This is a genomic window from Campylobacter sp. P255 (assembly GCF_003627915.1).
Taxonomy (GTDB): domain Bacteria; phylum Campylobacterota; class Campylobacteria; order Campylobacterales; family Campylobacteraceae; genus Campylobacter_D.
In genome coordinates, this window is record NZ_NREN01000009.1 from 25,069 (window position 1) to 51,600 (window position 26,532).

Annotated in this window: 27 protein-coding genes; 12 read left to right on the forward strand and 15 right to left on the reverse strand. The window is 28.9% G+C overall.

Annotated elements, in window-relative coordinates; translation table 11 throughout:
- The first annotated feature begins 530 nt into the window (after window positions 1-530).
- A complete protein-coding gene (locus CKA54_RS07865; protein ID WP_367301900.1) occupies window positions 531-737 on the forward strand; it encodes a glycosyltransferase family 9 protein in 207 nt (68 codons plus the stop codon).
- Here CKA54_RS07865 and CKA54_RS07795 read toward each other — a convergent pair whose 3' ends face one another.
- The 3 genes from CKA54_RS07795 to CKA54_RS05625 are packed head-to-tail and all read right to left on the reverse strand — an operon-like array spanning window position 738 to window position 2,444.
- Complete coding sequence (locus CKA54_RS07795; RefSeq protein WP_232087560.1) at window positions 738-836, reverse strand: hypothetical protein; 99 nt, start codon at window positions 834-836, stop codon at window positions 738-740.
- A complete protein-coding gene (gene rlmN / locus CKA54_RS05620; protein ID WP_120760679.1) occupies window positions 833-1,903 on the reverse strand; it encodes a 23S rRNA (adenine(2503)-C(2))-methyltransferase RlmN in 1,071 nt (356 codons plus the stop codon). The genes CKA54_RS07795 and rlmN overlap by 4 nt, the downstream gene beginning before the upstream one ends.
- A gap of 7 nt (window positions 1,904-1,910) precedes the next feature.
- Window positions 1,911-2,444 (reverse strand): purine-nucleoside phosphorylase, encoded by a 534-nt coding sequence (locus tag CKA54_RS05625; RefSeq protein ID WP_120760646.1) that lies wholly within the window; start codon window positions 2,442-2,444, stop codon window positions 1,911-1,913.
- 91 nt (window positions 2,445-2,535) lie between these two features.
- Between CKA54_RS05625 and rsmA the strand changes: the two genes are divergently transcribed.
- From rsmA to prfA, 6 genes are all read left to right on the forward strand, one after another.
- A complete protein-coding gene (gene rsmA / locus CKA54_RS05630; RefSeq protein WP_120760647.1) occupies window positions 2,536-3,357 on the forward strand; it encodes a 16S rRNA (adenine(1518)-N(6)/adenine(1519)-N(6))-dimethyltransferase RsmA in 822 nt (273 codons plus the stop codon).
- Window positions 3,323-5,269, forward strand: coding sequence for a ribonuclease J (locus CKA54_RS05635; RefSeq protein ID WP_120760648.1), 1,947 nt, complete (start codon window positions 3,323-3,325; stop codon window positions 5,267-5,269). The genes rsmA and CKA54_RS05635 overlap by 35 nt, the downstream gene beginning before the upstream one ends.
- Window positions 5,270-5,278: 9 nt before the next feature.
- Window positions 5,279-6,040 (forward strand): pseudouridine synthase, encoded by a 762-nt coding sequence (locus tag CKA54_RS05640; protein ID WP_120760649.1) that lies wholly within the window; start codon window positions 5,279-5,281, stop codon window positions 6,038-6,040.
- Window positions 6,041-6,101: 61 nt separating this feature from the next.
- A complete protein-coding gene (locus CKA54_RS07680) occupies window positions 6,102-6,242 on the forward strand; it encodes a hypothetical protein (RefSeq protein WP_172586673.1) in 141 nt (46 codons plus the stop codon).
- Between the two features lie 83 nt (window positions 6,243-6,325).
- Entirely contained in the window at window positions 6,326-6,589 is a 264-nt protein-coding gene (gene rpsT / locus CKA54_RS05645) for a 30S ribosomal protein S20 (protein ID WP_039617063.1), read from the forward strand.
- Between the two features lie 4 nt (window positions 6,590-6,593).
- Window positions 6,594-7,661 carry a peptide chain release factor 1 gene (gene prfA, locus CKA54_RS05650; RefSeq protein WP_120760650.1) on the forward strand — a complete coding sequence of 356 codons (1,068 nt, stop codon included), beginning with the start codon at window positions 6,594-6,596 and terminating at the stop codon, window positions 7,659-7,661.
- Between the two features lie 11 nt (window positions 7,662-7,672).
- Here prfA and CKA54_RS05655 read toward each other — a convergent pair whose 3' ends face one another.
- From CKA54_RS05655 to CKA54_RS05665, 3 genes are read right to left on the reverse strand one after another with little or no spacing between them, the layout of a single operon-like run.
- The gene (locus tag CKA54_RS05655) at window positions 7,673-8,251 is read right to left on the reverse strand and encodes a lytic transglycosylase domain-containing protein (protein ID WP_120760651.1); all 579 of its coding nucleotides are present in this window, start codon (window positions 8,249-8,251) and stop codon (window positions 7,673-7,675) included.
- A gap of 56 nt (window positions 8,252-8,307) precedes the next feature.
- Window positions 8,308-9,879 carry a single-stranded-DNA-specific exonuclease RecJ gene (recJ, locus tag CKA54_RS05660; RefSeq protein WP_120760652.1) on the reverse strand — a complete coding sequence of 524 codons (1,572 nt, stop codon included), beginning with the start codon at window positions 9,877-9,879 and terminating at the stop codon, window positions 8,308-8,310.
- The gene (locus CKA54_RS05665; RefSeq protein WP_120760653.1) at window positions 9,869-11,506 is read right to left on the reverse strand and encodes a CTP synthase; all 1,638 of its coding nucleotides are present in this window, start codon (window positions 11,504-11,506) and stop codon (window positions 9,869-9,871) included. Before CKA54_RS05665 ends, recJ begins: the two co-directional genes overlap by 11 nt.
- Window positions 11,507-11,606: 100 nt before the next feature.
- Here CKA54_RS05665 and thyX point away from each other — a divergent pair, with 100 nt between their 5' ends.
- The gene (gene thyX / locus CKA54_RS05670; RefSeq protein WP_120760654.1) at window positions 11,607-12,239 is read left to right on the forward strand and encodes an FAD-dependent thymidylate synthase; all 633 of its coding nucleotides are present in this window, start codon (window positions 11,607-11,609) and stop codon (window positions 12,237-12,239) included.
- Between the two features lie 15 nt (window positions 12,240-12,254).
- Here the strand turns inward: thyX and CKA54_RS05675 are convergent, their stop codons facing one another.
- The 8 genes from CKA54_RS05675 to dnaA all read right to left on the reverse strand — a co-directional run bounded on the left by CKA54_RS05675 (window position 12,255) and on the right by dnaA (window position 20,397).
- A complete protein-coding gene (locus CKA54_RS05675; protein WP_039617052.1) occupies window positions 12,255-12,464 on the reverse strand; it encodes an alkylphosphonate utilization protein in 210 nt (69 codons plus the stop codon).
- Between the two features lie 9 nt (window positions 12,465-12,473).
- On the reverse strand, window positions 12,474-13,121 hold the full coding sequence (locus tag CKA54_RS05680) for an outer membrane beta-barrel protein (RefSeq protein WP_120760655.1): 648 nt from the start codon (window positions 13,119-13,121) through the stop codon (window positions 12,474-12,476).
- Window positions 13,122-13,163: 42 nt separating this feature from the next.
- Window positions 13,164-13,499, reverse strand: coding sequence for a cytochrome C (locus tag CKA54_RS05685; protein ID WP_120760680.1), 336 nt, complete (start codon window positions 13,497-13,499; stop codon window positions 13,164-13,166).
- Between the two features lies 1 nt (window position 13,500).
- The gene (locus CKA54_RS05690; protein ID WP_120760656.1) at window positions 13,501-14,757 is read right to left on the reverse strand and encodes a sulfite oxidase; all 1,257 of its coding nucleotides are present in this window, start codon (window positions 14,755-14,757) and stop codon (window positions 13,501-13,503) included.
- A gap of 172 nt (window positions 14,758-14,929) precedes the next feature.
- Window positions 14,930-15,313 (reverse strand): preQ(1) synthase, encoded by a 384-nt coding sequence (queF, locus tag CKA54_RS05695; RefSeq protein ID WP_120760657.1) that lies wholly within the window; start codon window positions 15,311-15,313, stop codon window positions 14,930-14,932.
- A 224-nt stretch (window positions 15,314-15,537) separates the two neighbouring features.
- Window positions 15,538-17,856, reverse strand: a complete 2,319-nt coding sequence (gene gyrB, locus CKA54_RS05700; RefSeq protein ID WP_120760658.1) for a DNA topoisomerase (ATP-hydrolyzing) subunit B — start codon at window positions 17,854-17,856, stop codon at window positions 15,538-15,540.
- Between the two features lie 9 nt (window positions 17,857-17,865).
- On the reverse strand, window positions 17,866-18,933 hold the full coding sequence (gene dnaN, locus CKA54_RS05705) for a DNA polymerase III subunit beta (protein ID WP_120760659.1): 1,068 nt from the start codon (window positions 18,931-18,933) through the stop codon (window positions 17,866-17,868).
- 132 nt (window positions 18,934-19,065) lie between these two features.
- On the reverse strand, window positions 19,066-20,397 hold the full coding sequence (gene dnaA / locus CKA54_RS05710; RefSeq protein ID WP_120760660.1) for a chromosomal replication initiator protein DnaA: 1,332 nt from the start codon (window positions 20,395-20,397) through the stop codon (window positions 19,066-19,068).
- 122 nt (window positions 20,398-20,519) lie between these two features.
- Between dnaA and ruvC the strand changes: the two genes are divergently transcribed.
- A complete protein-coding gene (gene ruvC / locus CKA54_RS05715; RefSeq protein WP_039619511.1) occupies window positions 20,520-20,996 on the forward strand; it encodes a crossover junction endodeoxyribonuclease RuvC in 477 nt (158 codons plus the stop codon).
- Between the two features lie 2 nt (window positions 20,997-20,998).
- On the opposite strand, the gene CKA54_RS05720 is transcribed toward ruvC, so the two are convergent.
- Window positions 20,999-21,631, reverse strand: coding sequence for a hypothetical protein (locus CKA54_RS05720; RefSeq protein ID WP_039664729.1), 633 nt, complete (start codon window positions 21,629-21,631; stop codon window positions 20,999-21,001).
- A 121-nt stretch (window positions 21,632-21,752) separates the two neighbouring features.
- Between CKA54_RS05720 and CKA54_RS05725 the strand changes: the two genes are divergently transcribed.
- The 3 genes from CKA54_RS05725 to CKA54_RS05735 all read left to right on the forward strand — a co-directional run bounded on the left by CKA54_RS05725 (window position 21,753) and on the right by CKA54_RS05735 (window position 26,445).
- Window positions 21,753-22,373 (forward strand): DUF305 domain-containing protein, encoded by a 621-nt coding sequence (locus CKA54_RS05725; protein ID WP_120760661.1) that lies wholly within the window; start codon window positions 21,753-21,755, stop codon window positions 22,371-22,373.
- 443 nt (window positions 22,374-22,816) lie between these two features.
- Window positions 22,817-24,427, forward strand: a complete 1,611-nt coding sequence (locus CKA54_RS05730; RefSeq protein WP_120760662.1) for a site-specific DNA-methyltransferase — start codon at window positions 22,817-22,819, stop codon at window positions 24,425-24,427.
- Entirely contained in the window at window positions 24,427-26,445 is a 2,019-nt protein-coding gene (locus CKA54_RS05735; RefSeq protein WP_172586674.1) for a DEAD/DEAH box helicase family protein, read from the forward strand. Before CKA54_RS05730 ends, CKA54_RS05735 begins: the two co-directional genes overlap by 1 nt.
- Window positions 26,446-26,532: the final 87 nt, after the last annotated feature.

Here is a 26,532-nt window from a genome sequence, read left to right on the forward strand (position 1 = left end):
TTTACCATGCAAATATAACAGTTTTTTGCAGAAAAAATACTGAATCTATTCTAAAAAAATTTTGATTTTATTGACCATATAGAACTAATTGAAAAAATTGATGAAAATATTATCGATCAAATCAATAAATATTCATTAGATTATATGATATCCTTCCATGCAAAATCTTTTTTAATTAAACTTCTAATAAATACAAAACGTATTATTGTAAAAGCAAAATTTGTTAGTATATTTTCTCTTAAGCGTAAAACGGTCTTTACAAGCATAACAAAAAGATTTTTTAAAAATAGAAGTGATAGAGATAGAATGCTGTATTATGCTAGAAAAATAGATCCTAAAAAATTTGATAAATACATAAAAATCAATTTTAATACCACTATAAAAACATCAAATGAAAACAAAGATATTGTTAAAATTATCTCCAATAAAACAATATCAAAAATTGCATTATTGTAAATCCCTTTAGCATTACAGTAGATTTCACACTAAAAACAACTTCATTTCTTGAGCTTATCTAATCAAAATGTATTATTAGTCCCAGTACAGGTCCAATTCATATCGCAAGTAATATGAAAATTCCTAGTATTGGATTATATCCTAAAAAAGATAGTATATTTTGGCCAACATATAATAAAGATTATGTTTTTATTGATAAAAAATATAACGAATTATCACACAATGAAATCAATAAAATTATAACAAGTGTAATTGATAAACTAAAAAATTATATCAATTAATCACTTATCTTCATTTTTTAAAACATAAATAATCCCACCTAATCCTATAATCACCACTATACTTATAAAAATAAGTTGAGCTATATCAAGTAAAGTCATTGTTTATTTTGCCTTTCTTTGAGTTGTCCGCATGCAGCTGAAATATCAAGTCCTTTACTTTCTCTTATTGTACAAGTAACACCTTTTGCACTTAAGTAATCTTGGAATTTAACCGCATTTTCAACACTTGGTCTTTTGTATAAACTTCCTTCATGTGGATTAAAAAGTATTAAATTCACTTTAGCTTTTATACCATTTAGCAGTTTAACTAATTCTTTTGCATGTTCTATTTTATCATTAATTCCATCAATTAAAAGATATTCAAACATCACTCTCTTACGCTGATCTATAGGAAAATTTCTCACTGCTTCCATGATGCTTGCTATATTGTATGCTTTATTAATAGGCATTAATTCACTTCTAAGTTCATCATTAACCGCATGGAGTGAAATAGCCAAAAGCACGCCCAAATTCATCTCGCCAAGTTCTTTGATCTGTTTTGCTAAACCGCTAGTGCTTATCGTTTGTCTTCTAGGACTTATTGCCAAAGCATCATTATCTGCTAAAATTCTAACTGCCTTAGAAACATTTTTGAGATTATCCAAAGGTTCTCCCATACCCATATAGACTATGTTAACTCTTCTTTCATAAGGTATGTTGTTATGTTTTTTAATCCACAAAATTTGTCCTACTATTTCCCCTGCACTTAAATTTCTTTTTAAACCACCTTTAGCAGTAAGACAAAAACTACAACCACTTTTACAACCCACTTGAGAAGAAACACAGATTGTGTATCTAGCGTGTTTAATGATTTTACCATCTTTATCTACAAGTTCATCTTTCATAGGAAGCAATACAGCCTCTATCTTTTTACCATCTAGAAGTTCAAAAAGATATTTAATACTCCCATCTTTACTTTTTTCTTCTTTAACACATTTTAAAGGTGAAAAATGAAAATTTTCTTGTAAATGGCTTCTAAAGTCTTTTGGCAAAGATGACATTTGTAAAAAATCATCTGCATATTTTTTATATACCCATTCAAATATCTGTTTTGCTCTAAATTTAGGCTGAACCAAATTTTCTAATTCTTCTTTGGTAAAATCCAATATATTTTTTAATTCACTCATTTTTTTCCTATATAAGTTTTTTATCATATAAAAATTCTTTTAATAATTCTTTTGCTTTTTGATGGTTTTTTAAAAAATCCTCATGTGCAAATTCGTTACAAAAATTTGTCGCACACAAATAACAAATCCCGTCAATTTTATGTATTTTTGCACACGAAAGCACTGCATATGCTTCCATATTTTCAATATGCACACCTTTTTTAAAAAATTCTCTTGCGATTTTTTCATCTTTACAAATATAATTTGAAGAGTTAATCATAGTTTCATGTGAAACATTTAATCTAACCTCATTAGCTATAGGCGTATAAAAACTATCAAATAAATTTGCATATTCTAAATTCGCAGCATTAGAGCTTTCGTAAAGATCTAAAATTTTACCTTCTTGGTAAATTCCACATGTTCCTATAAAGATTATTCTATCTACTTTTTTTTGACTTAGAATTTTTCCTAAAGAAAATGCAGAATGAACTAAACCGATACCAATGCTTTGTGCAAATTTAAAATCTTCATTACCACCTGCACATACTATAAGATTTTCCAAAAATTAACCTTTATAAAAAATAATTCAAATTTTATCTAATTAGGACTTAAAATAATGCTATAATTAATATTTTTTAGATAAAATAAATTTTATGATAAAAGCGAAAAAACATTTTGGACAAAATTTTTTATGTGATAAAAGCGTGGTAGATAAAATCATCCAAGCCATACCCAAAGATGCTAAAAATATAGTTGAGATTGGGCCTGGCTTAGGTGATTTAACGCAAGAACTTTTGAAAATCCCACAAGCTAAGATTAGAGCTTATGAGATTGATAAAGATTTGATTCCTATTTTAAATAAAAAATTTCAAAATGAGATTGAAGGTGGAAATTTTGAGCTTATTCATCAAAATGCAAGCGATGCTTTTGATCAAGGAAGTTTAAGCGACAAAGAGTACTTTTTAGTAGCAAATTTACCATATTATATTGCTACAAATTTGATTTTAAAAGCCTTAGAAGATCGAAATTGTCTTGGGCTTATAGTAATGGTGCAAAAAGAAGTAGCACAAAAATTTTGTGCAAATGAAAAAGAAAGTAATTTTTCGGCTTTAGGGGTACTTTGTGCATTAATATGCCAAAGACAAATGCTTTTTGATATACAACCACAAAGCTTTAATCCTCCGCCAAAAGTTACTTCAGCTGTAATGAAACTGATAAAAGCAAGTCATTATCAGCATCAATGTGAAAATATAGAAGCTTTTAAAGATTTTCTAAGAGTGTGTTTTCAAAATCCAAGAAAACAACTTATATCTAATTTTAAAAATAAAAAAGAAAAAATTTTAAAAGCATTTGAAGCACTAAATCTCTCTTCTACCTCAAGAGCTCATGAAATTAGCGTTGATTTATACCTTAAAATTTATGAATATTTAAAGGAAGACTATGAGCGAAGAAAACAAAACTCAAGAACAAACTAAACCTAAAAGATTCAATAAGTTTAGAAATAGAAAAAGAAAAGATTCGCAAAACCAAGAACAAAATGCTGAAGTTAAAGTAGAAAATACTCCAGCTGAAGCAAGTGAAGAAAAAAAGAAAAAGAAAAAAAATAGAAATTTGCCTTCTAAGCTAAGTGGTAATGAAGAATGGCAAATAGAACTTTCTAAAAGTATCGAAGCAAATAAAATCATGCATGAACTAAGACTTCACCCTTTAAAACACAACAATTCAAGTGAGCATAAAATTCGCATTACCCCATTAGGTGGATTGGGGGAAATTGGTGGAAATATCACTGTATTTGAAACCAATAATGATGCGATTATTGTTGATATAGGTATGAGTTTTCCAGATGGAACCATGCATGGGGTAGATATCATCATACCTGATTTTGATTATGTAAGAAAGATTAAAAATAAAATTCGCGCTATTATCATCACACATGCTCATGAAGATCATATCGGTGCGGTGCCGTATTTTTTCAAAGAATTCCAATTCCCTATCTATGCAACACCTTTAGCATTAGGTATGATTTCAAATAAATTTGAAGAACATGGATTAAAAGCCGAACGTAAATGGTTTAGACCTGTAACAAAAAGACAAATCTATGAAATAGGAGATTTTGATCTAGAATGGATCCATATAACCCACTCTATTATTGATGCTTCAGCTTTGGCTATTAAAACAAAAGCAGGAACTATCATACACACAGGAGATTTTAAAATAGATCAAACACCAATCGATGGCTATCCAACAGATTTAAGTCGTTTAGCACATTATGGTGAAGAAGGCGTGCTTTGTCTTTTAAGTGATAGTACAAACTCATATAAAGAAGGCTACACAAAAAGTGAAAGTTCTGTAGGGCCTACTTTTGATCAAATTTTTGCTAAAACTAAAGGTAGGGTGATTATGAGTACCTTTAGCTCTAATATCCACCGTGTATATCAAGCTATTAGCTATGGTTTAAAATATGGTAGAAAGGTATGTGTCATAGGGCGTTCTATGGAAAGAAATCTCTATACAACTATGGAACTTGGCTATATCAAGCTAGATAGAAAAATTTTCATTGATGCAGATGAAGTCAGCAAATACAAAGATAATGAAGTGTTAATTGTCACCACAGGAAGTCAAGGCGAAACTATGAGTGCTTTATATAGAATGGCTACTGATGAGCATAAATTTATCAAAATCAAACCTAGTGATCAAGTTATCATTTCAGCTAAAGCAATACCAGGAAATGAAGCAAATGTTTCTGCTGTGCTTGATTATCTTTTAAAAGCAGGAGCTAAAGTAGCTTATCAAGAATTTAGTGAAATTCACGTAAGTGGGCATGCTAGCATAGAAGAACAAAAACTCATGTTAACTTTAGTAAAACCTAAATTTTTCTTGCCAGTGCATGGAGAATACAATCATATCAACAAACATAAAGAAACTGCACTCAAATGTGGCATACCTGAAAGAAATATCTACTTAATGAGCGATGGAGATCAAGTAGAACTTTGCCAAAAATACATCAAACGTGTAAAAACAGTTAAAACAGGAAAAGTTTTTGTAGATAATCAAATCAACAAACAAATCGCAGATGATGTTGTCATTGATAGACAAAAGTTAGCAGATAGTGGTATAGTTGTCATCATTGCTCAGCTTGATAAAGCAAGTAAAACACTAATCAATAAACCAAGAGTATTTAGCTATGGCTTAGTGGCTGATAAACAAGATGGAGCATTCTCAAAAGAAATGAGTGATGTTTTAAGTCAATTTTTCCCTAATGTAAAAGATGAAATTTTAGACAACCCAAAAGTTTTAGAAGCACAAATTAGACAAGTACTAAGAAAGCATATTTTTAGAAAAATCAAAAAATATCCAACCATAGTACCGACCATTTTTGTGATGTAAAGTAAAACTATGAGAATTAATAAATTCATCTCACATAATAGTAAATACTCTCGCCGTGAGGCTGATGAGTTAATCAAGCAAGGCTTAGTAAAAATCAATAAAAAAACAGCCTTGCTCAGTGATAGCGTAAATCCTGAAGATAAAGTTTTCATCAATGGCAAAAAACTCCATAAAAAAACACAATTTTCAGTGATTATTTACCATAAACAAAAAGGCGAGATAGTTAGCAAAAGAGATGATAGAGGTAGAAAAACCATCTATCATACTTTGCCAAAACAATTTAGCACTTGGCTTAGTGTAGGAAGACTTGACTTTGCAAGTGAAGGTTTACTTTTACTCACTGATTCTCCTGTGATAGCAGATGCACTGATGCATAGTGATTTAGAAAGAGAGTATTACTTAAAAGTAAAAGGTAGTGTAGATAAAAATGTCATTGAAGCTATGCAAAATGGTCTAGAAATTCAAAATGAAAAAAAAGGAGCTCATGCTAAAACCAAAATAACTTCAATGAGTTTTGCTCCATTTTTAGGTTTTGAAATTTTTGGTTCTAGTGGAGGTTATACTAAATTAAAAGTAATCATCAATGAAGGTAAAAATAGAGAACTAAGACGCTTTTTTGGACATTTTGACTTAGAAGTAATGGACCTTAAAAGAGTAGCTTTTGGTGCCTTAGATCTTGGCATGTTAAAAGCTGGAAAGTATCGTTACTTAGAAAATGGCGAGTATGAAAAATTGCGTGATTTTTTAAAAACAAATAATATAAAATATTAAATTCACATTATTTCCACAAAGAATTTTTATAATTTTTCAAAATATTAAAAAAGGAAAATTAATGAAAATTCTAACTACTCTTTTTAGTGTAATTATGGTTTTTATTGCGATAACACATGAAGAAACTCTTGCAGAAAAATTAGAAAGCAAATGTCAAGATCAAAAATCTTGCTTAGTAAAAGCTATGAATATGATTAATTGATACTTTAAAATTACTTAAATTAATTAAAATTTAATTTTAATCTTGTATAATTAGCAATTTAATTTATATAAAAAAGGAAAATTATGGCAAACCATAAATCTGCTGAAAAAAGAGCAAGACAAACTATCAAAAGAACTGAAAGAAATAGATTTTATAGAACAAGATTAAAAAACATTACAAAAGCGGTTCGTGAAGCAGCAGCAAACAATGATAAAGAAGCTGCACAAAATGCGTTGAAAGTAGCTAATAAAAGCATTCACGCTATGGTAAGTCGTGGATTTTTGAAAAAACAAACTGCATCACGCCGTGTTAGCAGATTGGCATTATTGGTAAATAAATTAGCATAATTTAATGTTAGCTGATAAACTCAAACCTTTTTTAGCACGCTTTGATGAGTTAAACACTCTTCTTAGCGATGTTAATATCTCTAATGATATTTCTAAAATGACGGCTCTATCCAAAGAGCAAAAGAATTTAGAACCCATAGTAGAAAAAGCACAAGAATATCTAAAAACTTTAGATGATATAGAAGAAAACAAACTTCTTTTGTCTGATGCTGAATTAGGCGAGCTTGCAAAAGAAGAACTTAAAAATCTTGAAGTTTTAAAACCACAACTTGAAGAAGAATTAAAAATTCTTTTATTACCTAAAGATCCAAATGATGATAAAAATATCTTTTTAGAAATTCGTGCAGGAACAGGTGGAGATGAAGCTTCTTTGTTCGTTGGAGACTTAGTAAAAGCTTATATACGCTATGCGGAAAATCGTGACTATAAGTATGAAATTGTTAGTTCTAGCGAAGGTAGCGTAGGTGGATTTAAAGAAATTATCATTCTTATCAAGGGAAATGGGGCTTATTCAAGGCTAAAATATGAAGGCGGAACGCACAGAGTTCAAAGAGTACCTGAAACAGAATCTCAAGGCAGAGTTCATACTTCAGCTATAACTGTTGCCATTATGCCAGAAGTAGATGATGTTGAAATTCAAATCAATCCTAATGATTTAAAAATCGATGTAATGCGTAGTAGCGGTCATGGTGGACAAAGCGTAAATACCACAGATAGTGCAGTAAGAATTACTCACATTCCAACAGGTATAGTTGTAGTAAACCAAGATGGAAAAAGCCAGCATAAAAACAAAGAAAGTGCAATGAAAGTCTTAAAAGCGAGACTTTTTGAAATGCAAGAACAAGAACGCTTAGCCAAAGAAAGTGAGGCAAGAAAATCACAAGTTGGAAGTGGCGATAGAAGCGAACGCATACGCACTTATAATTTTCCACAAAATAGAATTAGTGATCATAGAATTAATCTAACTTTATATAGACTTGATGCAATTTTAGAAGGTGGACTTTTTGATGAAATCATTGAGCCATTAATCGCTTATCATCAAGCTGAAGCCTTAAAACAAGAAAATTTATAATCTTTCTTGTTTTAATCATTACTTGCAAGTAAAATTTTATACTGTTTTTTATCAACATTAATTAAAAGTGATGCTAATTTAAATGCTCTAAATTTTTCCTTTAAAAAGAGTTCTTTACTATCCTTTAAAACTATGGCAATTAAATTTTTCATGACTTTATTTAGCCAGATATTTTTATATTTATCATTAGCTGAATGATATCTACCTATGGAATTCCAGTTAAATCCATACTTTTGTATGATCTCATGTAATAATCTTGCAGCTGTGTCTATGTTTGTACTTGATTTGACAATTTCTTTTTCATCAATTCCATAACGCTTTAAGTGAATGCTATTAATTTGCATTAAACCATAGTCTTGAGTTTTATTTTTATTTTTTCCTATGATATTGTTTCGATAAGCTGCATTTTCTGTTAATGCAATAGCCTTAAGCAATGCCATTGGTATGTTATATTTTCTTGCAGCTGATTTAAAATCTTGATCGTATTTGTAAAAATTTTCAGGAATATAAGTATCACCTACAAAAATTTTTGTATTCAAAGCAAAAGAGAAATTAAAAAATACCAATAACAATATAATTTTTTCTAACATATTATTCCCCTTTATAGTATTTGTATTATATTTTAAAATGCGAATAAGCTGATGAATTATCTAAGAATTTCTTTTATAGTTAGTTGCGGTGTAATCAATCCGCGAAAATTATTTTTAGAAATACTAGCTATAAAATCAATATTTTCTCCAATTTGTGGTTCATAATCAAAGTTAAAAAATAAAGCTTCTAAGGTTTTATTGCCTTGAGTTAAAATGAGTTTAATATGATTTTCCTCTTTACCTAATCTTTTTTTATTTTTTACAAAAAGCTTATCAAATTTAAAATAAGGTCTTGGATTTTTGTGTCCAAAAGGTTCAAAAAATTCTAATATCTCCAAAAGTTCAAAATCCACCTCATTAGGATCAATACTACCTAAAACCTCATCTGCATTGTAAAAGTCATCTTTAGGGATACTCTGGCAAATTTCATAAAGCTTATTTTTAAAAACACCAAATTTTTCAAGCTCGACTAAAACTCCCGCTGCTCCTTTGTGTCCACCATAACTTAAAACCCATTCTTTAGCCTGTTCTATAACATTTAAAATATCTATTTTACCTACGCTTCTTACACTAGCTTTTGCTTTTTGATCGCATTCTGAAAAAACAAAAGCTGGTTTATTAAAATGTTTTGCTAGACGGCTTGCAACTATACCTAAAACCCCTTCATGCCAATTTTGGCCATTAACAATAATCACAGGATCATTTTCATCAACTTGTTCTAAACACTGCTTAAAAAGCTCTCTTTCTTCATCTTTACGGCTATTATTATAAGCAATAATTTGTTCTAAATACCCCATAACCTCTTGGATATTCTTAGAATGCAAAAATTTATAAGAAATAATCGCATCATCCATTCTACCTGCACTATTAATCAAAGGTGCAATTAAAAAACTAATATTATCAAGCTCAAATTTATCCTTGCCAAAATACTGCTTAATCGCTTTAAATGCAACACGCTTTGAATCGTTAATATACTCTATACCTTTTCGAACTAAGGCTCTATTTAAGTCTCTAAGCTCCATCATATCTGCAATAATTGCAATCGATAAAAGTTCGATAAATTTACACATATTATAGTTGATCTTGCATACTTCTTTTATCGCAGCTACTAAATACCAAGCTACTTGAGCACCACAAATTTCAATATCAGGAAAATCACAATCTTGTTGTTTAGGGTTAATGATCGCATAAGCTTTTGGTAAAGTAGCAGGAGGCATATGATGATCAGTAATGATTAAATCAATCCCTTTTTTTTGACAAAGCTCTGCTGCTTCAAATGCTGCTATGCCATTATCTACAGTGATGATTAAATCCACTCCATCAAGTTCATTGATAATTTCTTCATTTAAACCATATCCATCTTTAAAACGATTTGGAATTTTTACCACATAATCATATCCGATATCATCAAAAAATTCGGACAAAATGACACAAGAAATAACCCCATCTACATCATAATCCCCAACAATAGCAAGCTTTTGATTTTTTTCAATTGCTTCTTTAATACGCAATGCACCTTTATAGACATCTTTTAAGCAAGATGGCATAGGTAAATCACAAAGCTTTACATGGGTATCATTGACAAAGCGTTGTTGTAAAATTTCTTTTATTTTAGCTTTATTTAGCATGACTTTCTAAAGACGCTTTAATAAAAGAAAAAATAGCAGGATTGACCCTAACTAAACGCGAAGTGAACTCTGGGTGAAACTGTACTGCTAAGAAAAATGGATGATCTTTAAGTTCCACAGCTTCAACCAAACCTTCATTTTCTCCACTAATGATAAGTCCATTTTTTTCAAACATTTCTTTATATTTTGGATTTGCTTCATAGCGGTGACGATGACGTTCTTTGACGCTTTTTTGATTATCATAAACCTTACTTAAAAGTGTATTTGGTTTAATATGACACTCATAAGCTCCAAGACGCATAGTCCCACCAAGTGGTGTTTTGCTTGTTCTAATTTGTTTTTTACCATTTGAATCAATAAATTCATCAATTAAAAAAATGATAGGATTTTTACATTCTTTATCAAATTCACTTGAATTAGCATCTTCAAGTTTTAAAACATTGCGTGCAAATTCCACTAAAGAAAGCTGCATACCTAAACAAATTCCTAAAAATGGAATTTTATTTTCTCTTGCGTATTGAATGGCTTTAATTTTACCTTCTACCCCACGGTAACCAAAACCACCTGCTACTAAGATCCCGCTAACATCTTTAAAGCTTTCTTCTACATTTGTGCTTTCTAATTTTTCACTATCAATCCATTTTAAATTTACTTTTGCATCAAGTGCCGCACCTGCATGGATAATCGCTTCAGTTAAGCTTTTATAACTTTCTTTTAAATCTACATACTTTCCTACAAAAGCTATACTAAGTTCATTACTTGGAGCGATCACTCTTTTTACTAAAGAATCCCATTCGTTCATATTTGGCTTTAAATTTTGAAGATCTAATAAATTCGCTATGGAATTTAAAATATCTTGCTTTAAGAAATTAAGTGGAATTTGATAAATACTAGCTGCATCTACACTTTCTATAACACAGTTTTTTTCAACTCCACATGAAATTGCGATTTTATCTTTTAATTCTCTATCTAAAGACTTTTCACTTCTACAAATAATCATATCAGGACTTATACCTATACGGCGTAATTCTCCAACGCTATGTTGAGTTGGTTTTGTTTTAAGTTCTCCTGCTGCTTTAATAAATGGTACTAAAGTCAAATGGATATTAATAGCATTATATTTACCCACTTCAAGTTTTAAAGCTCTAATAGCTTCTAAAAAAGGTAAACCTTCTATATCTCCTACTGTGCCACCTATTTCTACGATTAAAACATCTTTATCAATGCCAGCATTTTTGATACGATCTTTTATTTCATCAACGATATGAGGGATCACTTGTATAGTTTTTCCTAAATAATCTCCTCTTCTTTCTTTTTCGATAACACTTTGATAAACTCTTCCTGTAGTGAAGTTGTTATCCTGAGATAAGCTTTCATTTAAAAATCTCTCATAATGTCCTAAGTCTAAATCCGTTTCAGCTCCATCATCTGTAACAAAAACTTCCCCATGCTCTAAAGGACTCATTGTACCAGGATCAACATTGATATAAGGATCTGCTTTTAAAATACTAACTTTTAAACCTGAATTTTTTAAAATCGTAGCTATAGAAGCTGCTGCTATACCTTTTCCTAAAGAACTTAAAACGCCACCAGTTACAAAAATATATTTAGTTTGTTTTAATTTCATAAAATAACCTTAATTTCTTTTTTTGAAATTATAACGAATAAAAAATTTTATTTTTATAAACATTTGTGTAAAATTAAATTATTTTTGAAGGAATTTTTGAATGAAAATCACATTATTAAATCATACTCCACTTTCTGTATGTTCTCACGCAACAAGGACATGTTGGCAAAGTTTTGACAAAGGTGATTGTGGTGGTGAAAAAGATAAAGAATTAATTGATCGTGTGGGAAATAAATTCAAACATGCTTCAACCTTAGAACACTTAAACTATACTTTTTATATACAAGGTATTTCAAGAGCATGTTTACAAGAAGTCGCAAGACACCGTCACACTAGTCCTAGTGTAAAAAGCACAAGATATACTTTAAAAGAACTAAGAAATGAAGGTGAATTTAAAGAAAATGATTTTGAAAATGCTAAAAGATATTTAGTTTTAACCGGAAATGAAGTGGTAGATAATGCAAGCATTAAAGCTTTAGAAAATCTGCGTTTGATTTTACAAAATAGCATTAGCTTAGATATAGCAAAATACTGCTTACCAGAAAGCTATAAGACCGAATTAACCTTAACAATTAATGCAAGAAGTTTGCAAAATTTTATTAGTTTAAGAAGCTCAAAATCAGCTCTTTGGGAGATAAGACAACTCGCAAATGCTTTATTTGAAAACTTGCCTGAGGAACATCAATTTATTTTTAAACATTGTGTTTATCAAGAAGAAAATTCCCAAAGCTAATTGGGAATTTTTTACTTATATTTTTTTAAGAAATTCAGTTTTCAAAACAATCACACCAAATTTATCTACTTTAGCTTCGATTTCAGTGTCTTTGTTTGTTAATTTAATATTTTTTATAGTAGTACCACGTTTTAAAGTAGTGCTTGCACCTTTTACTTTTAAATCTTTAACAACACTTACACTATCACCTGCATTCAGCTCAGTTCCATTTGCATCTTTTGGCATGGATTCTCCTTAAAATTTATAAGTATATCCTAGATATAAACCGTAATTTGTTTGTTTAGGATCGTAAAAGTTTGAACCTACAGTGCTTTGGTAGAAATTTCTTGTATTATAATGAGTTTGTTCAGCTTTAAAACCAAATTCTATTTCATTTGCTTGATTTAACTCATATAAAGCACCAATTTTTGCTCCATAAGTATAACCATCAAAGTCTTGTGAAATAGATAAAAGACTTGTTTTTAAAGTCATATCTGTTCTTGCATATCCGCCATATAATCCTAAAACCGCTCTAGTTTTTTCAAAGATTTTTGGAGTAAAATCATAACCAAGTAAAAACTTATGAGTAGTGAATTCTCCATCAATTTTTAATCTTGATACATTGATAACATCGCTTAATTCACTTGAATAATTATAAGCGCCATAAAGTCTATGATTTTCATTCAAGCGATAACCTATTTTTAAACCAAAAACAGGGATATTACCTTCTAAATCACCATTAAATTTAACACTTTTTTTCTGACTATGTTCAATGTCAGATTTTACTTTAGTATGAAACCACCCCGCATCAACACCTAAAAGCAAACCAGAATTTTCATCCGCTAAAGCTAAATTTGAAGCTAAAGCAACACATGCAACTAAAGAAAATATTTTTAATTTCATAGTTTTCCTCCATTAATTTGTATAATAATACAAAATATTTGATTATTTTTCTAGTAAAACTAAAGGAATTCTCCTTCTAGTGTCGTATTTTTCTCCATAATATTTTGTAAGATAATTTAAAATTCTTTCTTCATCATCAGCAGGAATTTCCCATAAACCTTCAGAAGCTTGCATCCATCTAATAGCAGCAAGCCAAGCTTCTCTACTTGCACGCATATTTGTTATCAAGCCTGATCCATGACAAGCAAGACAATGTGCTTCTACTAAAGGTGAATTTTCATCTACAATCAATCCCGTATCAGGATTGATTTTATACTGTGCATTAGCAAAAAGAAAAGAAAATCCTACACATAAAAGTAAAATAATTTTTTTAGCCATATCATACTCCAAAAACATTTACTCTATGACAAGCATTATTTAAATAACCATTAGGATTCCACTGTGCCAAAACCATAGGTTGGCTATTGCCTTTATTATCAACTGCTCTTGCCCAAATTTCATAATACCCTTTAGTAGGAATTGAAATTTGTGCTTTCCATTTTTGCCATGCAAGACGATTTAAAGGTTTTTCAACTTTTGCTTTAACCCAAGTCACGCCATAATCATTACTTACATAAACTTCATTAACTTCAAGCTCACCGGCCCAAGCTTTTCCTCTAACTTCAAATTTTTTATTTGCTTTTACTTTATCGTTGTTTTTGATATTTGTTATGATAGATTTTACAGGCATAGATTCTATTATTTTCATTTCACCTTTGCTTGTAAAATCACCAGGTTTTACAGGATTTACAGGAATTTTATAAGAAGTTTCCATTTTTTCACCATCATGGACTTTATTTCTTACAACAATTTTTGATAACCACTTACCACTTGCACTTGCAGGATAACCTCCACAAACTAAACGAAGTGGATAACCATTAACCCAAGGTATATCTTTACCTTCATAAGCCCAAGCAATCAATGTTTCATCTTGCATAGCTTTTTTAATAGGCACACCTCTACTAATAGGAGAAGCATCTTCGCCATTTAATTTTTTGTCTATTCCATAATAACCTATATAAACAGCATCATCTTTAACACCGCAATCTTCTAAAATATCTTTTAATCTTACCCCAGTCCATCTACCACAAGCAACTGCACCAAATCCCCATTGAGTTCCTTTAGTACTAGGTATAACTTCACCTCTTCCATTACCACCACATTCTAAAGTTAAAGCATAAGTATAATGTTTAAATTTTTTCTTTAATTCATCTAGAGTATAAGTTTTTGCATTTTTTACACTTTCACCACCAATTTCAAGTGTCCAGCCTTTTTTCATTTTTTCTTTTATCTCATCCATTTCAGGTGGAATACCATTATTTCTAACAAAGAAATTTTCAGGCTTTGTAAAGTCAGAGTCTAAAGCATAAATTTGTGTTTCAGCTGTTAAAGGTCTTTCTCCATGGTAAATCACATCTTTTTTACCATCGATTTTAAAACTATCTAATTCCTTAGCAAGAACTTTGCTTCCTAAAAAATAATTATCCAAAGAAACATTTGCTAATGCACTAGCTCCTAAAAGTGTAATGCCTAAATTTTTTAAAAATCCTCTACGATCTTCTTGAGAATGTTGATTTTGATCTAAATGATCTTGCATATGTTGTCCTTCAAATATAAATTTTTCGAAAAGATTTTAAAATATTTTTATATAAAATAATATAAAAATAGTCTTATTTATATTGAAGTGTTTCTAAAAGTAAAGTAATTTAATTTTTATATTTTTAAGATTAATATAATATTGATTTTTAAGATCTATTTGATCTTAAAAATCACTTAGGCACTACTAGATCAGATCTGCATTCAATCACAGTATGAACATTACCACGAGGGTTAAAATCGCCTACCACTTTTATCCATTTTGGATCAAGTTTTTCTTTTAAAGTGTTATAAATTTCATTGATACTTGCTTCATGTGAAACATTTCTATACATAAAGGTATTGATATAAAGTTTGATTGCTTTAAGTTCTACTACTAATTTATTTGGAATATATTCTAAGTAAATTGTAGCAAAATCAGGATACCCACTACGTGGACAACAACACATAAATTCAGGTAAAGTGATTTTAATCACATAGTCATTTTTAGCATCATTTGGCCAAACTTCCATATTTTCTACACTAAATTCTTTAATCTCTTTTTCACCATATTTCATACTAAATCTCCTAAGTTATAAAATCAAATTATACAAAAAATCTCAAGCTTTTTACATTTGGTTTTTACAATCTTTTTTAGATTTTTAAAAAGTAAGTTTAGTGTTATAAGGATTTAAATTTTAAAGACAAAAAATATAATTTTAGATATATTCTTTGAAAAATTTCAAAAGTCTTTGAGCAAGGCTTTTTTGATAAACCTTGCTCTCTCATTTAAAATAAAAGATCAAACATCTAAATGTTTAACATCTTTAGCATGAGCTTGTATATACTCACGGCGTGGTTCTACATCATCACCCATGAAAAGATTAAAAGTATCATTTGCTCTTTGAGCATCTTCTATGGTGATTTTTAATAAACGACGATTACTTGGATCCATAGTTGTTTCCCAAAGTTGTTCAGGATTCATCTCACCAAGACCTTTATAACGTTGTATATAAGCACCTTTTTTAGCATTTTTTTCAACTTCATCTAAAATTTCTAAAATATCTTTATCAAATTTTAAATCTCTATCTTTGATTTTTTGATAAATATAATTTGCCTCTTCATATAAAGGATTAGCAAATAAATCATCATTGATGATAAGTTCTTCTAAGCCATTTTCAGTTTGTACATAGACACGAATTTCATTTTCATTGATGTATGAATTTAAGATGTTATGATTTTGCTTTTCTAAAAATTCTTTTATGACTTTAAATAATTCTTCATTAGAAGCTTTAATATAATCAGGATTTTCTATCAAATACCTAATCACTGAAATCACATTAAATCTTTTTTCTAATTCTTTTAAAACACTTCTATAAGCTGCAACGATTTTTAGAAAATCTTTTAAATCATTCAAGCCTATACCTTCATAAGTAGAACTCTCTATACCTGTTTCAATCAAATAATCATTTAAAGCTTTTTCATCTTTTAGATAAATTTCTTTTTTCTGACCTTTTTTGTAGCGGTATAAAGGAGGTTGAGCTAAATAAATATGTCCATTTGCCACAAGATCATTCATAAAACGGAAAAAGAATGTTAAAAGTAAAGTTTGTATATGAGAACCATCAACATCAGCATCGGTCATGATGATGATTTTATGATATCTTAATTTTTCTATATCAAACTCATCGCCGATCCCACAACCAAAAGCTGTGATCATATTTTGAATTTGTTCTGATTTTAAAATTTTATCAAGTCTTGCTTTTTCTACGTTGAGTATTTTACCTCTTAAAGGTAAAATCGCTTGGAAAGTTCTTTCTCTACCTTGTTTTGCAGAACCTCCCGCACTATCACCCTCAACTAAATAAATTTCGCTTTCGCTTGGATCTTTGCTTTGACAATCAGCTAATTTACCTGGTAAAGTCCCTACACTTGAACTTTCTTTTTTTCTTGTTAATTCTCTAGCTTTTTTAGCTGCCTCTCTACCACGAGCTGCCATTAAAGCTTTATTCATGATAGCTTTTGCTTCGATAGGATTTTCTTCAAAATATTTTGTTAAATATTCAAAAGAAGCTTTAGAAACTATAGGTCTAACATAACTTGAACCTAATTTTCCTTTAGTTTGCCCTTCAAACTGTGGTTCAGGTACTTTAACGCTTACTACTGCTATCAAACCTTCTCTTACATCATCTCCTGTGATTTTAGAATCTTTTTCTCTAGCACTAGCATTAGCTTCAATATAATTACTAATAACACGAGTTAAACCCATTCTAAAACCAGCTTCGTGTGTTCCACCATCTGGAGTTTTGATGTTATTCACAAAAGAAAGTAAATTTTCACTGTAACTATCATTATAAAGCAATGCTACTTCAACATTTACATCTTCTTCATCTACATTGAAAAATATTGCCTTAGTTAAAGCTTGTTTTTTATTTAAATCTGTAACAAACTGACTTATACCACCTTCAAAATGAAAACTTTCTGCTTTTCCTACGCGGTTATCTTTAAAATTAATAGTAATCTTTGGATTTAAATACGCAAGTTCACGAAATCTTTTTGCTAAAATTTCATAATCAAAATCAGTCACTTCAAAAATTTGATCATCAGGCCAAAATTCTATAATCGTACCTGTTTTTTTACTTTTGCCTATAGTTTCAAAATCACTTGTAACTTTACCTTCTGAAAATTCTTGTCGGTAAATTTCTCCATCTCTATGCACTGTAGCAACTAATTTTTTTGATAAAGCATTTACAACGCTCACACCAACCCCGTGCAAACCACCTGAAACTTTATAAGTATCTTTATCAAATTTTCCACCTGCATGAAGCACGGTTAAAACTACAGTTAAAGTAGGGATATTTTCAGTAGGGTGAATTCCCACAGGAATACCACGACCATTATCACTTACTATACAAGAACCTTCAGTAGTGATTTCTACATTAATCGTATCACAAAATCCAGCCATAGCTTCATCGATAGAATTATCCACAACTTCATAGATCATATGATGAAGACCGCCTATATTGGTATCACCTATGTACATACCAGGGCGTTTTCTAACAGCTTCTAAGCCTTTTAAAACTTTAATATTTCCTGCGCCGTAATTTTGATTTTCTTGCATATATTATCCTTATAAAATAATTGGCATAATCACAGTTTGTAATTCTTCACTTGAAACTAAAAATGCCATATGAGGCTCATTTATACTAAGTTTAAATGTTTCACTTTCGATAGAATTTAAAAAGTCAGTGATGAATTTGTTTTTAATGCAAAGATTAAATTCTTCATCTATGTTTAATTCCATTTCAAGTTCAGTTTTTGCTTCCATATTATCTAAACTAATACCTTCAAATACAAGTTTATCTTTATGGAAATTAAGTTTCATTTTTTCAGTAATTACATTGATTTTTTTCAATGCGTCCATAAAATCTTCTGTTTTAAAAACAAATTCTTTTGAGATATTTTTTGGAATTACTCTTTCATAATCAGGAAATTTATCATTGATAAGTTTTGTGAAAAATTCAAAATTATCATTTTTTGCAATCAATATATTTTCATCATAATAAATTTCAATTTTTTCAAAAAAGATTTTTTGCATTTCTAAAATGGCTTTTTTAGGAATGCAAAGGTTAAATTCTTTTTCATTTGTTTTATTTAGTGTAAAGATAGCAAGACGTTTTGTATCTGTACCTACAAAGCTAATATGAGTAGTTTTTATATCAAGTAATGCACCATTTAAAGAATACTTTGGATTATTAGTATCAACTGCAGGTAGGATTTTTTTCAAAGATCTACTTAAATCACTTGAATCAATGTCAAATTTATCTTTTCCTTCAGTGCTTGGGAAATTTGGAAAATCATCATAGTTAAACATAGGAAGTTTGTATTTAGTTCCTTTTTGTCTAACGAAAAGGAAATTTTCTATGGTTTCTAAAACTACATCTTCATTATTTAAGCTTTTAATGATATCTAAAATACTTTTAGCATTAGCAGTTGCAAAACCAGCACTTTCTACTTTGATTTTTTTGATTTTATAATTAATCCCTATTTCATAATCACTTGCTCTGATGATTAATTTATCTTCAACTACTTCAAAAAGTAAGTGAGAAGCAATATTGCTTGAGTCTTTTTTATCTACATAAGAGTTAGTTAAAACTATAGCGGATTCTAAAGTATTTTTGTTAATGCTAATTTTCATTTTTACTTCCTTTGTTTTTTAAATTTATTTTATCATAATAATAAGCAATGTGAAAATGTGAAATGCTTTTTAAAAGCCTTTTTTTATAGAAATTTTACTCATAGAATAAAATTTTTTATTTTTCACTTTTATTCACATGGCACTTTTTATTTTTGTCAAAATTTTATTTCTTAGTTCATCTACTATGGCTTTTAGATTTTCATTTTCACTCATTAGCTCTTGAATTTTTTTAATATTATGTGAAATGGCCGTGTGATCTTTCATGTTAAAAAATCTTGCTAGTTGAGGCATAGACATAGTTGTAAGCTCTCTTGCTAAAAATATCACAACCCTTCTTGCCATAACGATATTTTGTGTTTTTTTGTTTGATTTTATATCATTTGGCTTGAGATTATAGCTTTTTGAAACATCAGCAAGTATATCTTCAACACTGATGTTTTCTTTTGTTTCTTTGATATGATCTTTCATAAAGCTTTTGACGATTTCTAAAGTGATTTCTTGGTTAAAAAGTCTTGCTTGAGCATTTAAGTTAGTGATCATACCTTCGATTTCTCGGATATTATCTCCCATTGAAGTAGCGATATAGCTTATGACTTCAGGTTTAAGATAAATAGCATTGAATTCACATTTTTTCTTAATAATTGCGATTTTTGTATCAAGCTGTGGAGGTGTGATATCTGCGATGATTCCATTTGCGAAACGACTTTTTAAGCGTTCTGTTATGCCTTTTAGCATATTTGGGGGATTATCACTTGTCATGATGATTTGCCCAAATTTTTCTTTGATCTCATTAAAAGTAAAGAAAAATTCCTCTTGAATTTTATCTGTTTTACCTAAAAACTGTACATCATCGATGAGTAAAACATCACAATTTTTGTATTTTTCGTGGAATTTACTCATGGTTTTGTTATTTAAATGCATGGTAAAATCATTGATAAAATTATCACTTGTTGCATAAATTACTTTATAACCATTGTCTAAGCATATATTTCCAACTGCTTGAAGCAAGTGAGTTTTTCCAAGCCCTGTAGGACCATAGATAAAAATAGGATTGTATAATTTTCCGAGTTTGCTTTTATCGGTTATGGCTTTGCAAGTTGCATAGGCAAATTGATTAGAATCTCCCACAACAAAACTTTCAAAAGTAAAAGAAGGATTTAAAATAGTACTTTGGAATTTAATCTGTGAAATATCCATAGAAAAATGATGATTTTTTTCTATTTTTTGGTCGCTTGTTGTGATTTTAATCTGAGGATTAATACCTGTTTTTACTTCATAAAAATAAGCTAATTTTTGTGCATATTTTGTTTGTATAAATTTAGCCAAAAAATGATTTGGTGCGATAAATACTAAGATATTATTTTTACTTAATTTTTCACTAAATTGCAAGTGAGAAATGTAAGTATTGTATTCGTTGTTGCTAATTTCTGTTTTAAATTCAAGTAAAAAATCTTTTATATTCATTATTTTTCTTAAAATTATGGTGTAAAACTTAAAATTCTAGCTTATTTTTTATAAAAAATGGTTAAAATTATTCACATAAAAATTTAAATTTCACATGCATGTGAATAAAAAGGTGAAAAAGTTTGAAGGTGTTAGGGATAGATCCTGGTTCTAGGTATTGTGGATACGCTATCGTAGAAAGGATTAATAATAAAAATCAACTCATAGAAGCAGGGCTTATTAAAATCAAGCCTAATGATTTGCAGTATCAAATCACAGAATTATGCGAAGGACTTGATCTGATCTTTAAAAATCATCAGTTTGATGAGGTAGCGATCGAAGATATATTTTTTGCTTATAATCCAAAAACAGTGTTAAAATTAGCTCAATTTCGTGGTGCTTTGAGTTTAAAAATTCTACAAACTCATGGAGAATTTGCAGAGTATACGCCTTTACAAGTTAAAAAAACGGTAACAGGTAAAGCAAAAGCTACTAAGGAACAAGTAGCTTTTATGGTAAAAAGATTGCTTGGAATTTCAAAAGATATCAAGCCACTTGATATCACAGATGCTATCGCAGTGGCTTTGACACATTTAGCAAATTTGAGAGTGAAAAAGTGATTTTATTTTCCGCTACCTATGAAATAAACTTCTACATCATGGAGTAGTTTTTCACATACAGCTGAATCAGTGCTTTTTTCTACTACTAGGTTGATGTGATTTTTAGTATCTCTAAAGCTACCAGCTGATTTTGAATTTTTTAGTTCTAGTTTTTGATTGTCTTTGAGGTATTTTATAGTTATTACAAATTTATGTGCCGCACTTGCTTCGCCGATGTTTGTTTCTATTAAAACATTCATATTAGATGCTTTTGCTAGAGTAGCTTGGGTTTTATTGATCACTTCTTTCATTCTTCGGTTTAGTTCTAAAATTCTTGAAATGAATTTGTTATCAATGCTTTCGAATGCAATTTTTAGTTTATTCATGATTTCTTGGTTGGTTGGTTTATCAGGAGCTACATACACCATATAAAGTCCATTTTTGATATCTACTTTAGTGCTTTTAGTATCACGCCCACTACCAAAAATTTTAATATAAATTGCATTATCAAGGTATACTCTATCGATCATAGGACCATAAATTTCATATTCTCTTTTTCTTACGATCACTTCTCTTGCGGCTACTTGAATTTTTACTGAACAATCATGAATTATAGGTTCCATTTCTTTTTTTATTTCAAGTAGTTCTTTAAGCATTTTCCATCCTTGTGATATTTTTATATAAATTATAACAAAAAAAAATTGAATTTTTTGGTTAATTTTAGTTTGGGATATTTTTATATATTTTTGTTTTTAAAATATAAAGTTAAGGAAAAAAATGAAATTTAAAATTATGGTTTCAAGTTTGGTTTTAGCGAGTTCTTTGCTTGCTTCTAATTCTCATCATGCTCACCATGGATCTTCTGAAAGTGTATCAGCACAAATCATGATGAGTATGCACGAAGCGATGATGAAAAACCCTTTAGTGCAAAGCAATGATATAGAAAGAGATTTTTTAGCTAATATGATCCCACACCATCAAGGTGCGATTGACTCATCAAAGCTTTTGTTAGAGCATACTAAAAGCGAAGAGATGAAAAAAATCGCTCAAAATATCATCAAAGTTCAAGAAAAAGAAATCCAAGAATTTCAAGAAATTTTAAATGAAAATCTTTACACAAAAACTCAAATCGATGAGGAAACTTATAAAAAATTTGTCCAAGAAGAAAAAGAACTCATGCAAAAAATGATGATTTTAATGAGTTCAGTTAAAGAAAGTAAAAACATCAATAAAGACTTTCTAGAAGCGATGATAGCACACCATCAAGGTGCGGTAGATGCTTCAAAACAAATTTTATTTTACTCTAAAGATGAAACTATAAGAGAAATCGCTAAAAAAATCATCTTAGATCAAGAAAAAGAAATTCAAGATTTTACGAATTTATTAAAATATATGTAAAAATAGGTAGTTTAGTAAAACTACCTAGATATCATTTTGCATTTTCATAGATCATGTTAAACATTGTGTTTATTTTTTGAATTTGTGCTAGTACTAAAGTCACTAGATCTGACATTCTTAAAATTTTTATTATATTTTAGCTAATTAGAAATTATAGTATTTCTTTTTGATTTTTAATTACAAGCATTAAATATTTTGTCTTGCAAATATAAAAACTAAGTGAAAATTTTTGGTAATAACAAATATTCCCTGCGAAGCTCATAGAAAAAAATGATTTTTTGAGATTATTTTTTAATTTATGATTTGTAATTTTTATGTATATCTAAAAATATTTTAAATAATTATATTATGTATTTTTATTATAATTTTACAAAATAAATATCATGATTTTGCTCAACAAATGAATAGTAATTTATTAGATAATAATTTAAGAAAGGCGTAAAATGGAAAGAAATGAATTGCAAAGCTTACAAGAATTAAAAGAAGAAGAAAAAATAAAAATTTTAGATCGTGCAAGCAATGGTATATTAGAAAAAGAAAATGCAGATTTTCTAATAAAACTTATCGATAATGCAGAAAATAAAACAGAAGTTTTGAAAATATCAGCTTTAGGTATGACTTATAAAAGAACAGGTTTTCATTTTGATGTGCGTTTGGAGAAAAATGGAGGACAAACAATAAGATATTTAAAAAAGAATGAGAATCTTAGTTTTGATCAAGGTGGAATTACTCATAAACTTATAATAGGCGATAATTATCCTGCTCTTTTAAATCTTTTAATTAACTACAAAAACAAAATTAAAGTAATTTATATAGATCCGCCTTATGGCAAAGATCATTTAGGTGTATTTGCACAAACTAATTACAACAATGCAATCACAAGAGATAATTTGCTTTCTATGCTTTATCCAAGATTAATACTAGCAAGACAACTTTTAAAAGATGATGGTGTTATTTTTTGTAGTATTGATGATAGAAATCAAGCTTATGTTAAATGTTTGTTTGATGAAGTTTTTGGTGAGGGAAATTTTTTATATATGCTTTCTGTGGTTAATAATCTCAATGGAAATGATAATTCAAGCGGAATGATTGAAACACAAGAACACTGTTTATTTTATGCTAAAAATAAGGATTATTTTGAAGTTGGAGTTTTACCGTTAGATGATGAAGATAGTAGTGATTGGCAAATTGATGATTTGGGATATTGGAAGCTTGGAGGATCATTAAAGGCAACAGGTATAAACGCTCCTAGAGAGGCTCGTCCTAATTTGTTTTTCCCTATTTGGATAAATAAACAAACATTAGAAATTTCATTAGAGGAGCAAAATAACAATTGGCACAAGCTTATTCCTTTAACAGATGGTAAAGAAATGAGCTGGTATTGGAGTAAAGATAAATTTATAAAAGATAAAGATGAAGTTATAGTAAAAAAGGTTGGCGAAAGTTATAGTTTATATAAAAAACAAAGACCTCAACTCGGTGATTTGCCCTCAAAAAGAGCAAAAACAACTTTTTATAGTCCAAAGTATGCTAATGCTAATAGTAATAAGGAGCTTAAAGAAATTTTTAAAGAAAAGAAATTTGATTATCCAAAAGCATCTTTTTTTATAAAAGATTTAATTTCTATTGCAAACACAAATCATAATGATATTATTCTAGACTTCTTTGCAGGCAGTGGAACTACAGGACATGCTGTTTTGGAATTAAACAAACAAGATGGTGGTAATAGACAATTTATTTTAGTTACTAATAATGAAATAACAGATTTAAATCCAAATGGAATTGCCCTAGATGTTACTTCAAAGCGTTTAAAAAGAATCATGAGCGGAGAATGTTATGATGAAAGTAAAGATTTTAAATGGTTAGAAAAAAATACTCCTTATGGAGATAGCTTAGAAGTTAGTGAAATTCAAAGTATTGCTTCAAGCGATCATTCAGTTTTTGAAAAAATAGATGAAAAACTTTATGGAAAAGATTTTGAAAATATCCATGATAAAATAGAATGGATATGTAAAGAATTTGAGCTAACTTGCAGAAAAATAGAAGGTGAATGATGAAACAAGAAATTATAGAACTACAAAATGAAGCTGTAAATTCCTTGTTTAATTTAGCTATACAAGGGAAAGAAAATATCACCTTAAAAGCACCCACTGGAAGTGGTAAAACATACATGATGGCAAGCTTGATGAATAAAATGCTAGAAATTGATGATGATTTTATCTTTATAGTTTCTACTCTTTCTAAAGGAAAATTAGCAGGACAAAATTTTGAAAGTTTTGCAAATTTATCTTTAAATACTTTTACAAAATTAAACCCTTTTTACATTAGCAGTGGTGCAGAAAATACAAAAAATACAGAATATAGTCTATATATTGATATAAATCATAATGTGTTTGTTTTGCCTACTTCACAATATACTAAAGCAAGTAGAATTAGTAAAGAAAAAAGCTTATTAGTATTTTTAGAAACTTGCAAAAATCTAGGTAAAAAAATAATTTTAATAAGAGATGAAAGCCATATAGCTACAAATCTGCTAAATGAGTTATCAAATTATTTTACTCAAGTTATTAATTTTTCAGCTACTCCCAAAAACGATCAATTTGATGTTTGTATATCAGAAAATGACGCTGTTAATGCAAATTTGATTAAAAAAGTAGAATATATAGAAGATGAAGAAGATTTAGAAAGTGGATTAAGCAAAGCTTTAGATAAATTTAAAAGCATTAAAGAAGTTTATAATAAAGAAGGGATAGTTCCTGCTTTTATAATACAAATTTCTAATCAAAATAATGCAGAATATGAAATGGAAATCATCAAAAAAGTTTTGAAAGAAAAAGATTTAAAATGGGTATGTTTTGTAGAAAAAGAAAATGGCTATGAAAGTAATAGTAGATTAGAAAAAGTAAAAAATAAAAGCCTGTGGCAAAACTATGTTAAACAAAATGATTTTCCTATTGATGTTGTAATCTTTAAAATGGTTATAACAGAAGGCTTTGATATGCCTAGAGCTTGTATGCTTTATCAAGTTAGAAATTCACAATCTAAACAACTTGATGAGCAAGTTATTGGGCGTATAAGGCGTAATCCTTGTTTAACATATTTTGAAAAATTAGATAAAAATACTCAAGAAATTTTTAGCACAGCTTATGTTTATGGTATAAAACCTAAAGAAGATCAAAATAAACGCACAAAAGTGAAATTAAAGGGTGAAATTAATAAAGGTTTATTTGAAAACGAAATAATTAAAGAATTTGCTCCATTTAAAATCACTGTTCTTAGAGAGGTTGCTTTAGATGATATAGATATATCAGATTGTATTAACAATGATATAGAATACTATAATGAGTCTATTTTTAAAGCTTATAAAAAATTTCAATCTTGTAGTGATAAAGTAAAAGAAAAGCAAAGAGATTTTGTTACAGATTTTAATAAATGGTTTGTGTTTAATGCTAATTTAGATAATATCAGCAATAAGGTAAGTTCTGTTGTTGAAGATTATGAAAAATATGGAGATGTAGTTGAAGTTCAATTAAGAGATGATATTTATAGTTTTTTTGATAGCAATGGAAGTTCAGTTATATTTACTGATTGGATATGGGAAAGTAAAGGAAGTAGATTTCAATTTGATAGTGAAGCTGAAGAGGAGTGGTTTACAATCCTTGCTAATTTAAAAGATATATGTTGCAAAAAAATAAAAATTAATAATGTAGAAGTTTCTTTATTTGGTAAGAATTTCATAGATAAATCAAATATTAAATTTGATTATTATCACACAAGAAAACATACAAGTTATCCCGACTTTATCTTTAAAGATAAGCAAAATAAAATTCATATTTTTGAAGTAAAAAGTGTAAATAAAAGTAGTTCTTCAAATATAGATGAGACTTCATATAAAGAAAAAATTGAAAAACTAAAAGAAGCTTATATTTATGCAAGTGAAAAAACAGGGTATATTTTTTACCTTCCCGTGAAAATTGATAATAATTGGAAAATATGGAAATGTGAAAATGGAGTGGTTGAAGAAAATATAAATGAAGAAATGTTTGTTGAATATATGAAAGGTAAAAAGTAGGGTAGGTTATTTTGATTTTTATTTTTATTAGCATGTGATAGTTCTTGAGTATGAGCAAATAGTTTTACTTAAAGAACTATAAAATTA

Coding starts and splice junctions, on each gene's coding strand:
- CKA54_RS05640 (WP_120760649.1), top strand. CDS start 5,279: ATGAGAATTAATAAATTCATCTCACATAATAGTAAATACTCTCGCCGT.
- CKA54_RS05655 (WP_120760651.1), bottom strand. CDS start 8,251: ATGTTAGAAAAAATTATATTGTTATTGGTATTTTTTAATTTCTCTTTT.
- prfA (WP_120760650.1), top strand. CDS start 6,594: ATGTTAGCTGATAAACTCAAACCTTTTTTAGCACGCTTTGATGAGTTA.
- recJ (WP_120760652.1), bottom strand. CDS start 9,879: ATGCTAAATAAAGCTAAAATAAAAGAAATTTTACAACAACGCTTTGTC.
- CKA54_RS05690 (WP_120760656.1), bottom strand. CDS start 14,757: ATGCAAGATCATTTAGATCAAAATCAACATTCTCAAGAAGATCGTAGA.
- rpsT (WP_039617063.1), top strand. CDS start 6,326: ATGGCAAACCATAAATCTGCTGAAAAAAGAGCAAGACAAACTATCAAA.
- CKA54_RS05635 (WP_120760648.1), top strand. CDS start 3,323: ATGAGCGAAGAAAACAAAACTCAAGAACAAACTAAACCTAAAAGATTC.
- CKA54_RS05730 (WP_120760662.1), top strand. CDS start 22,817: ATGGAAAGAAATGAATTGCAAAGCTTACAAGAATTAAAAGAAGAAGAA.
- dnaA (WP_120760660.1), bottom strand. CDS start 20,397: ATGAATATAAAAGATTTTTTACTTGAATTTAAAACAGAAATTAGCAAC.
- CKA54_RS07795 (WP_232087560.1), bottom strand. CDS start 836: ATGACTTTACTTGATATAGCTCAACTTATTTTTATAAGTATAGTGGTG.
- dnaN (WP_120760659.1), bottom strand. CDS start 18,933: ATGAAAATTAGCATTAACAAAAATACTTTAGAATCCGCTATAGTTTTA.
- CKA54_RS05720 (WP_039664729.1), bottom strand. CDS start 21,631: ATGCTTAAAGAACTACTTGAAATAAAAAAAGAAATGGAACCTATAATT.
- CKA54_RS05680 (WP_120760655.1), bottom strand. CDS start 13,121: ATGAAATTAAAAATATTTTCTTTAGTTGCATGTGTTGCTTTAGCTTCA.
- queF (WP_120760657.1), bottom strand. CDS start 15,313: ATGAAATATGGTGAAAAAGAGATTAAAGAATTTAGTGTAGAAAATATG.
- CKA54_RS05685 (WP_120760680.1), bottom strand. CDS start 13,499: ATGGCTAAAAAAATTATTTTACTTTTATGTGTAGGATTTTCTTTTCTT.
- CKA54_RS05675 (WP_039617052.1), bottom strand. CDS start 12,464: ATGCCAAAAGATGCAAATGGAACTGAGCTGAATGCAGGTGATAGTGTA.
- CKA54_RS07680 (WP_172586673.1), top strand. CDS start 6,102: ATGAAAATTCTAACTACTCTTTTTAGTGTAATTATGGTTTTTATTGCG.
- rsmA (WP_120760647.1), top strand. CDS start 2,536: ATGATAAAAGCGAAAAAACATTTTGGACAAAATTTTTTATGTGATAAA.
- CKA54_RS05735 (WP_172586674.1), top strand. CDS start 24,427: ATGAAACAAGAAATTATAGAACTACAAAATGAAGCTGTAAATTCCTTG.
- rlmN (WP_120760679.1), bottom strand. CDS start 1,903: ATGAGTGAATTAAAAAATATATTGGATTTTACCAAAGAAGAATTAGAA.
- gyrB (WP_120760658.1), bottom strand. CDS start 17,856: ATGCAAGAAAATCAAAATTACGGCGCAGGAAATATTAAAGTTTTAAAA.
- CKA54_RS05665 (WP_120760653.1), bottom strand. CDS start 11,506: ATGAAATTAAAACAAACTAAATATATTTTTGTAACTGGTGGCGTTTTA.
- thyX (WP_120760654.1), top strand. CDS start 11,607: ATGAAAATCACATTATTAAATCATACTCCACTTTCTGTATGTTCTCAC.
- CKA54_RS05725 (WP_120760661.1), top strand. CDS start 21,753: ATGAAATTTAAAATTATGGTTTCAAGTTTGGTTTTAGCGAGTTCTTTG.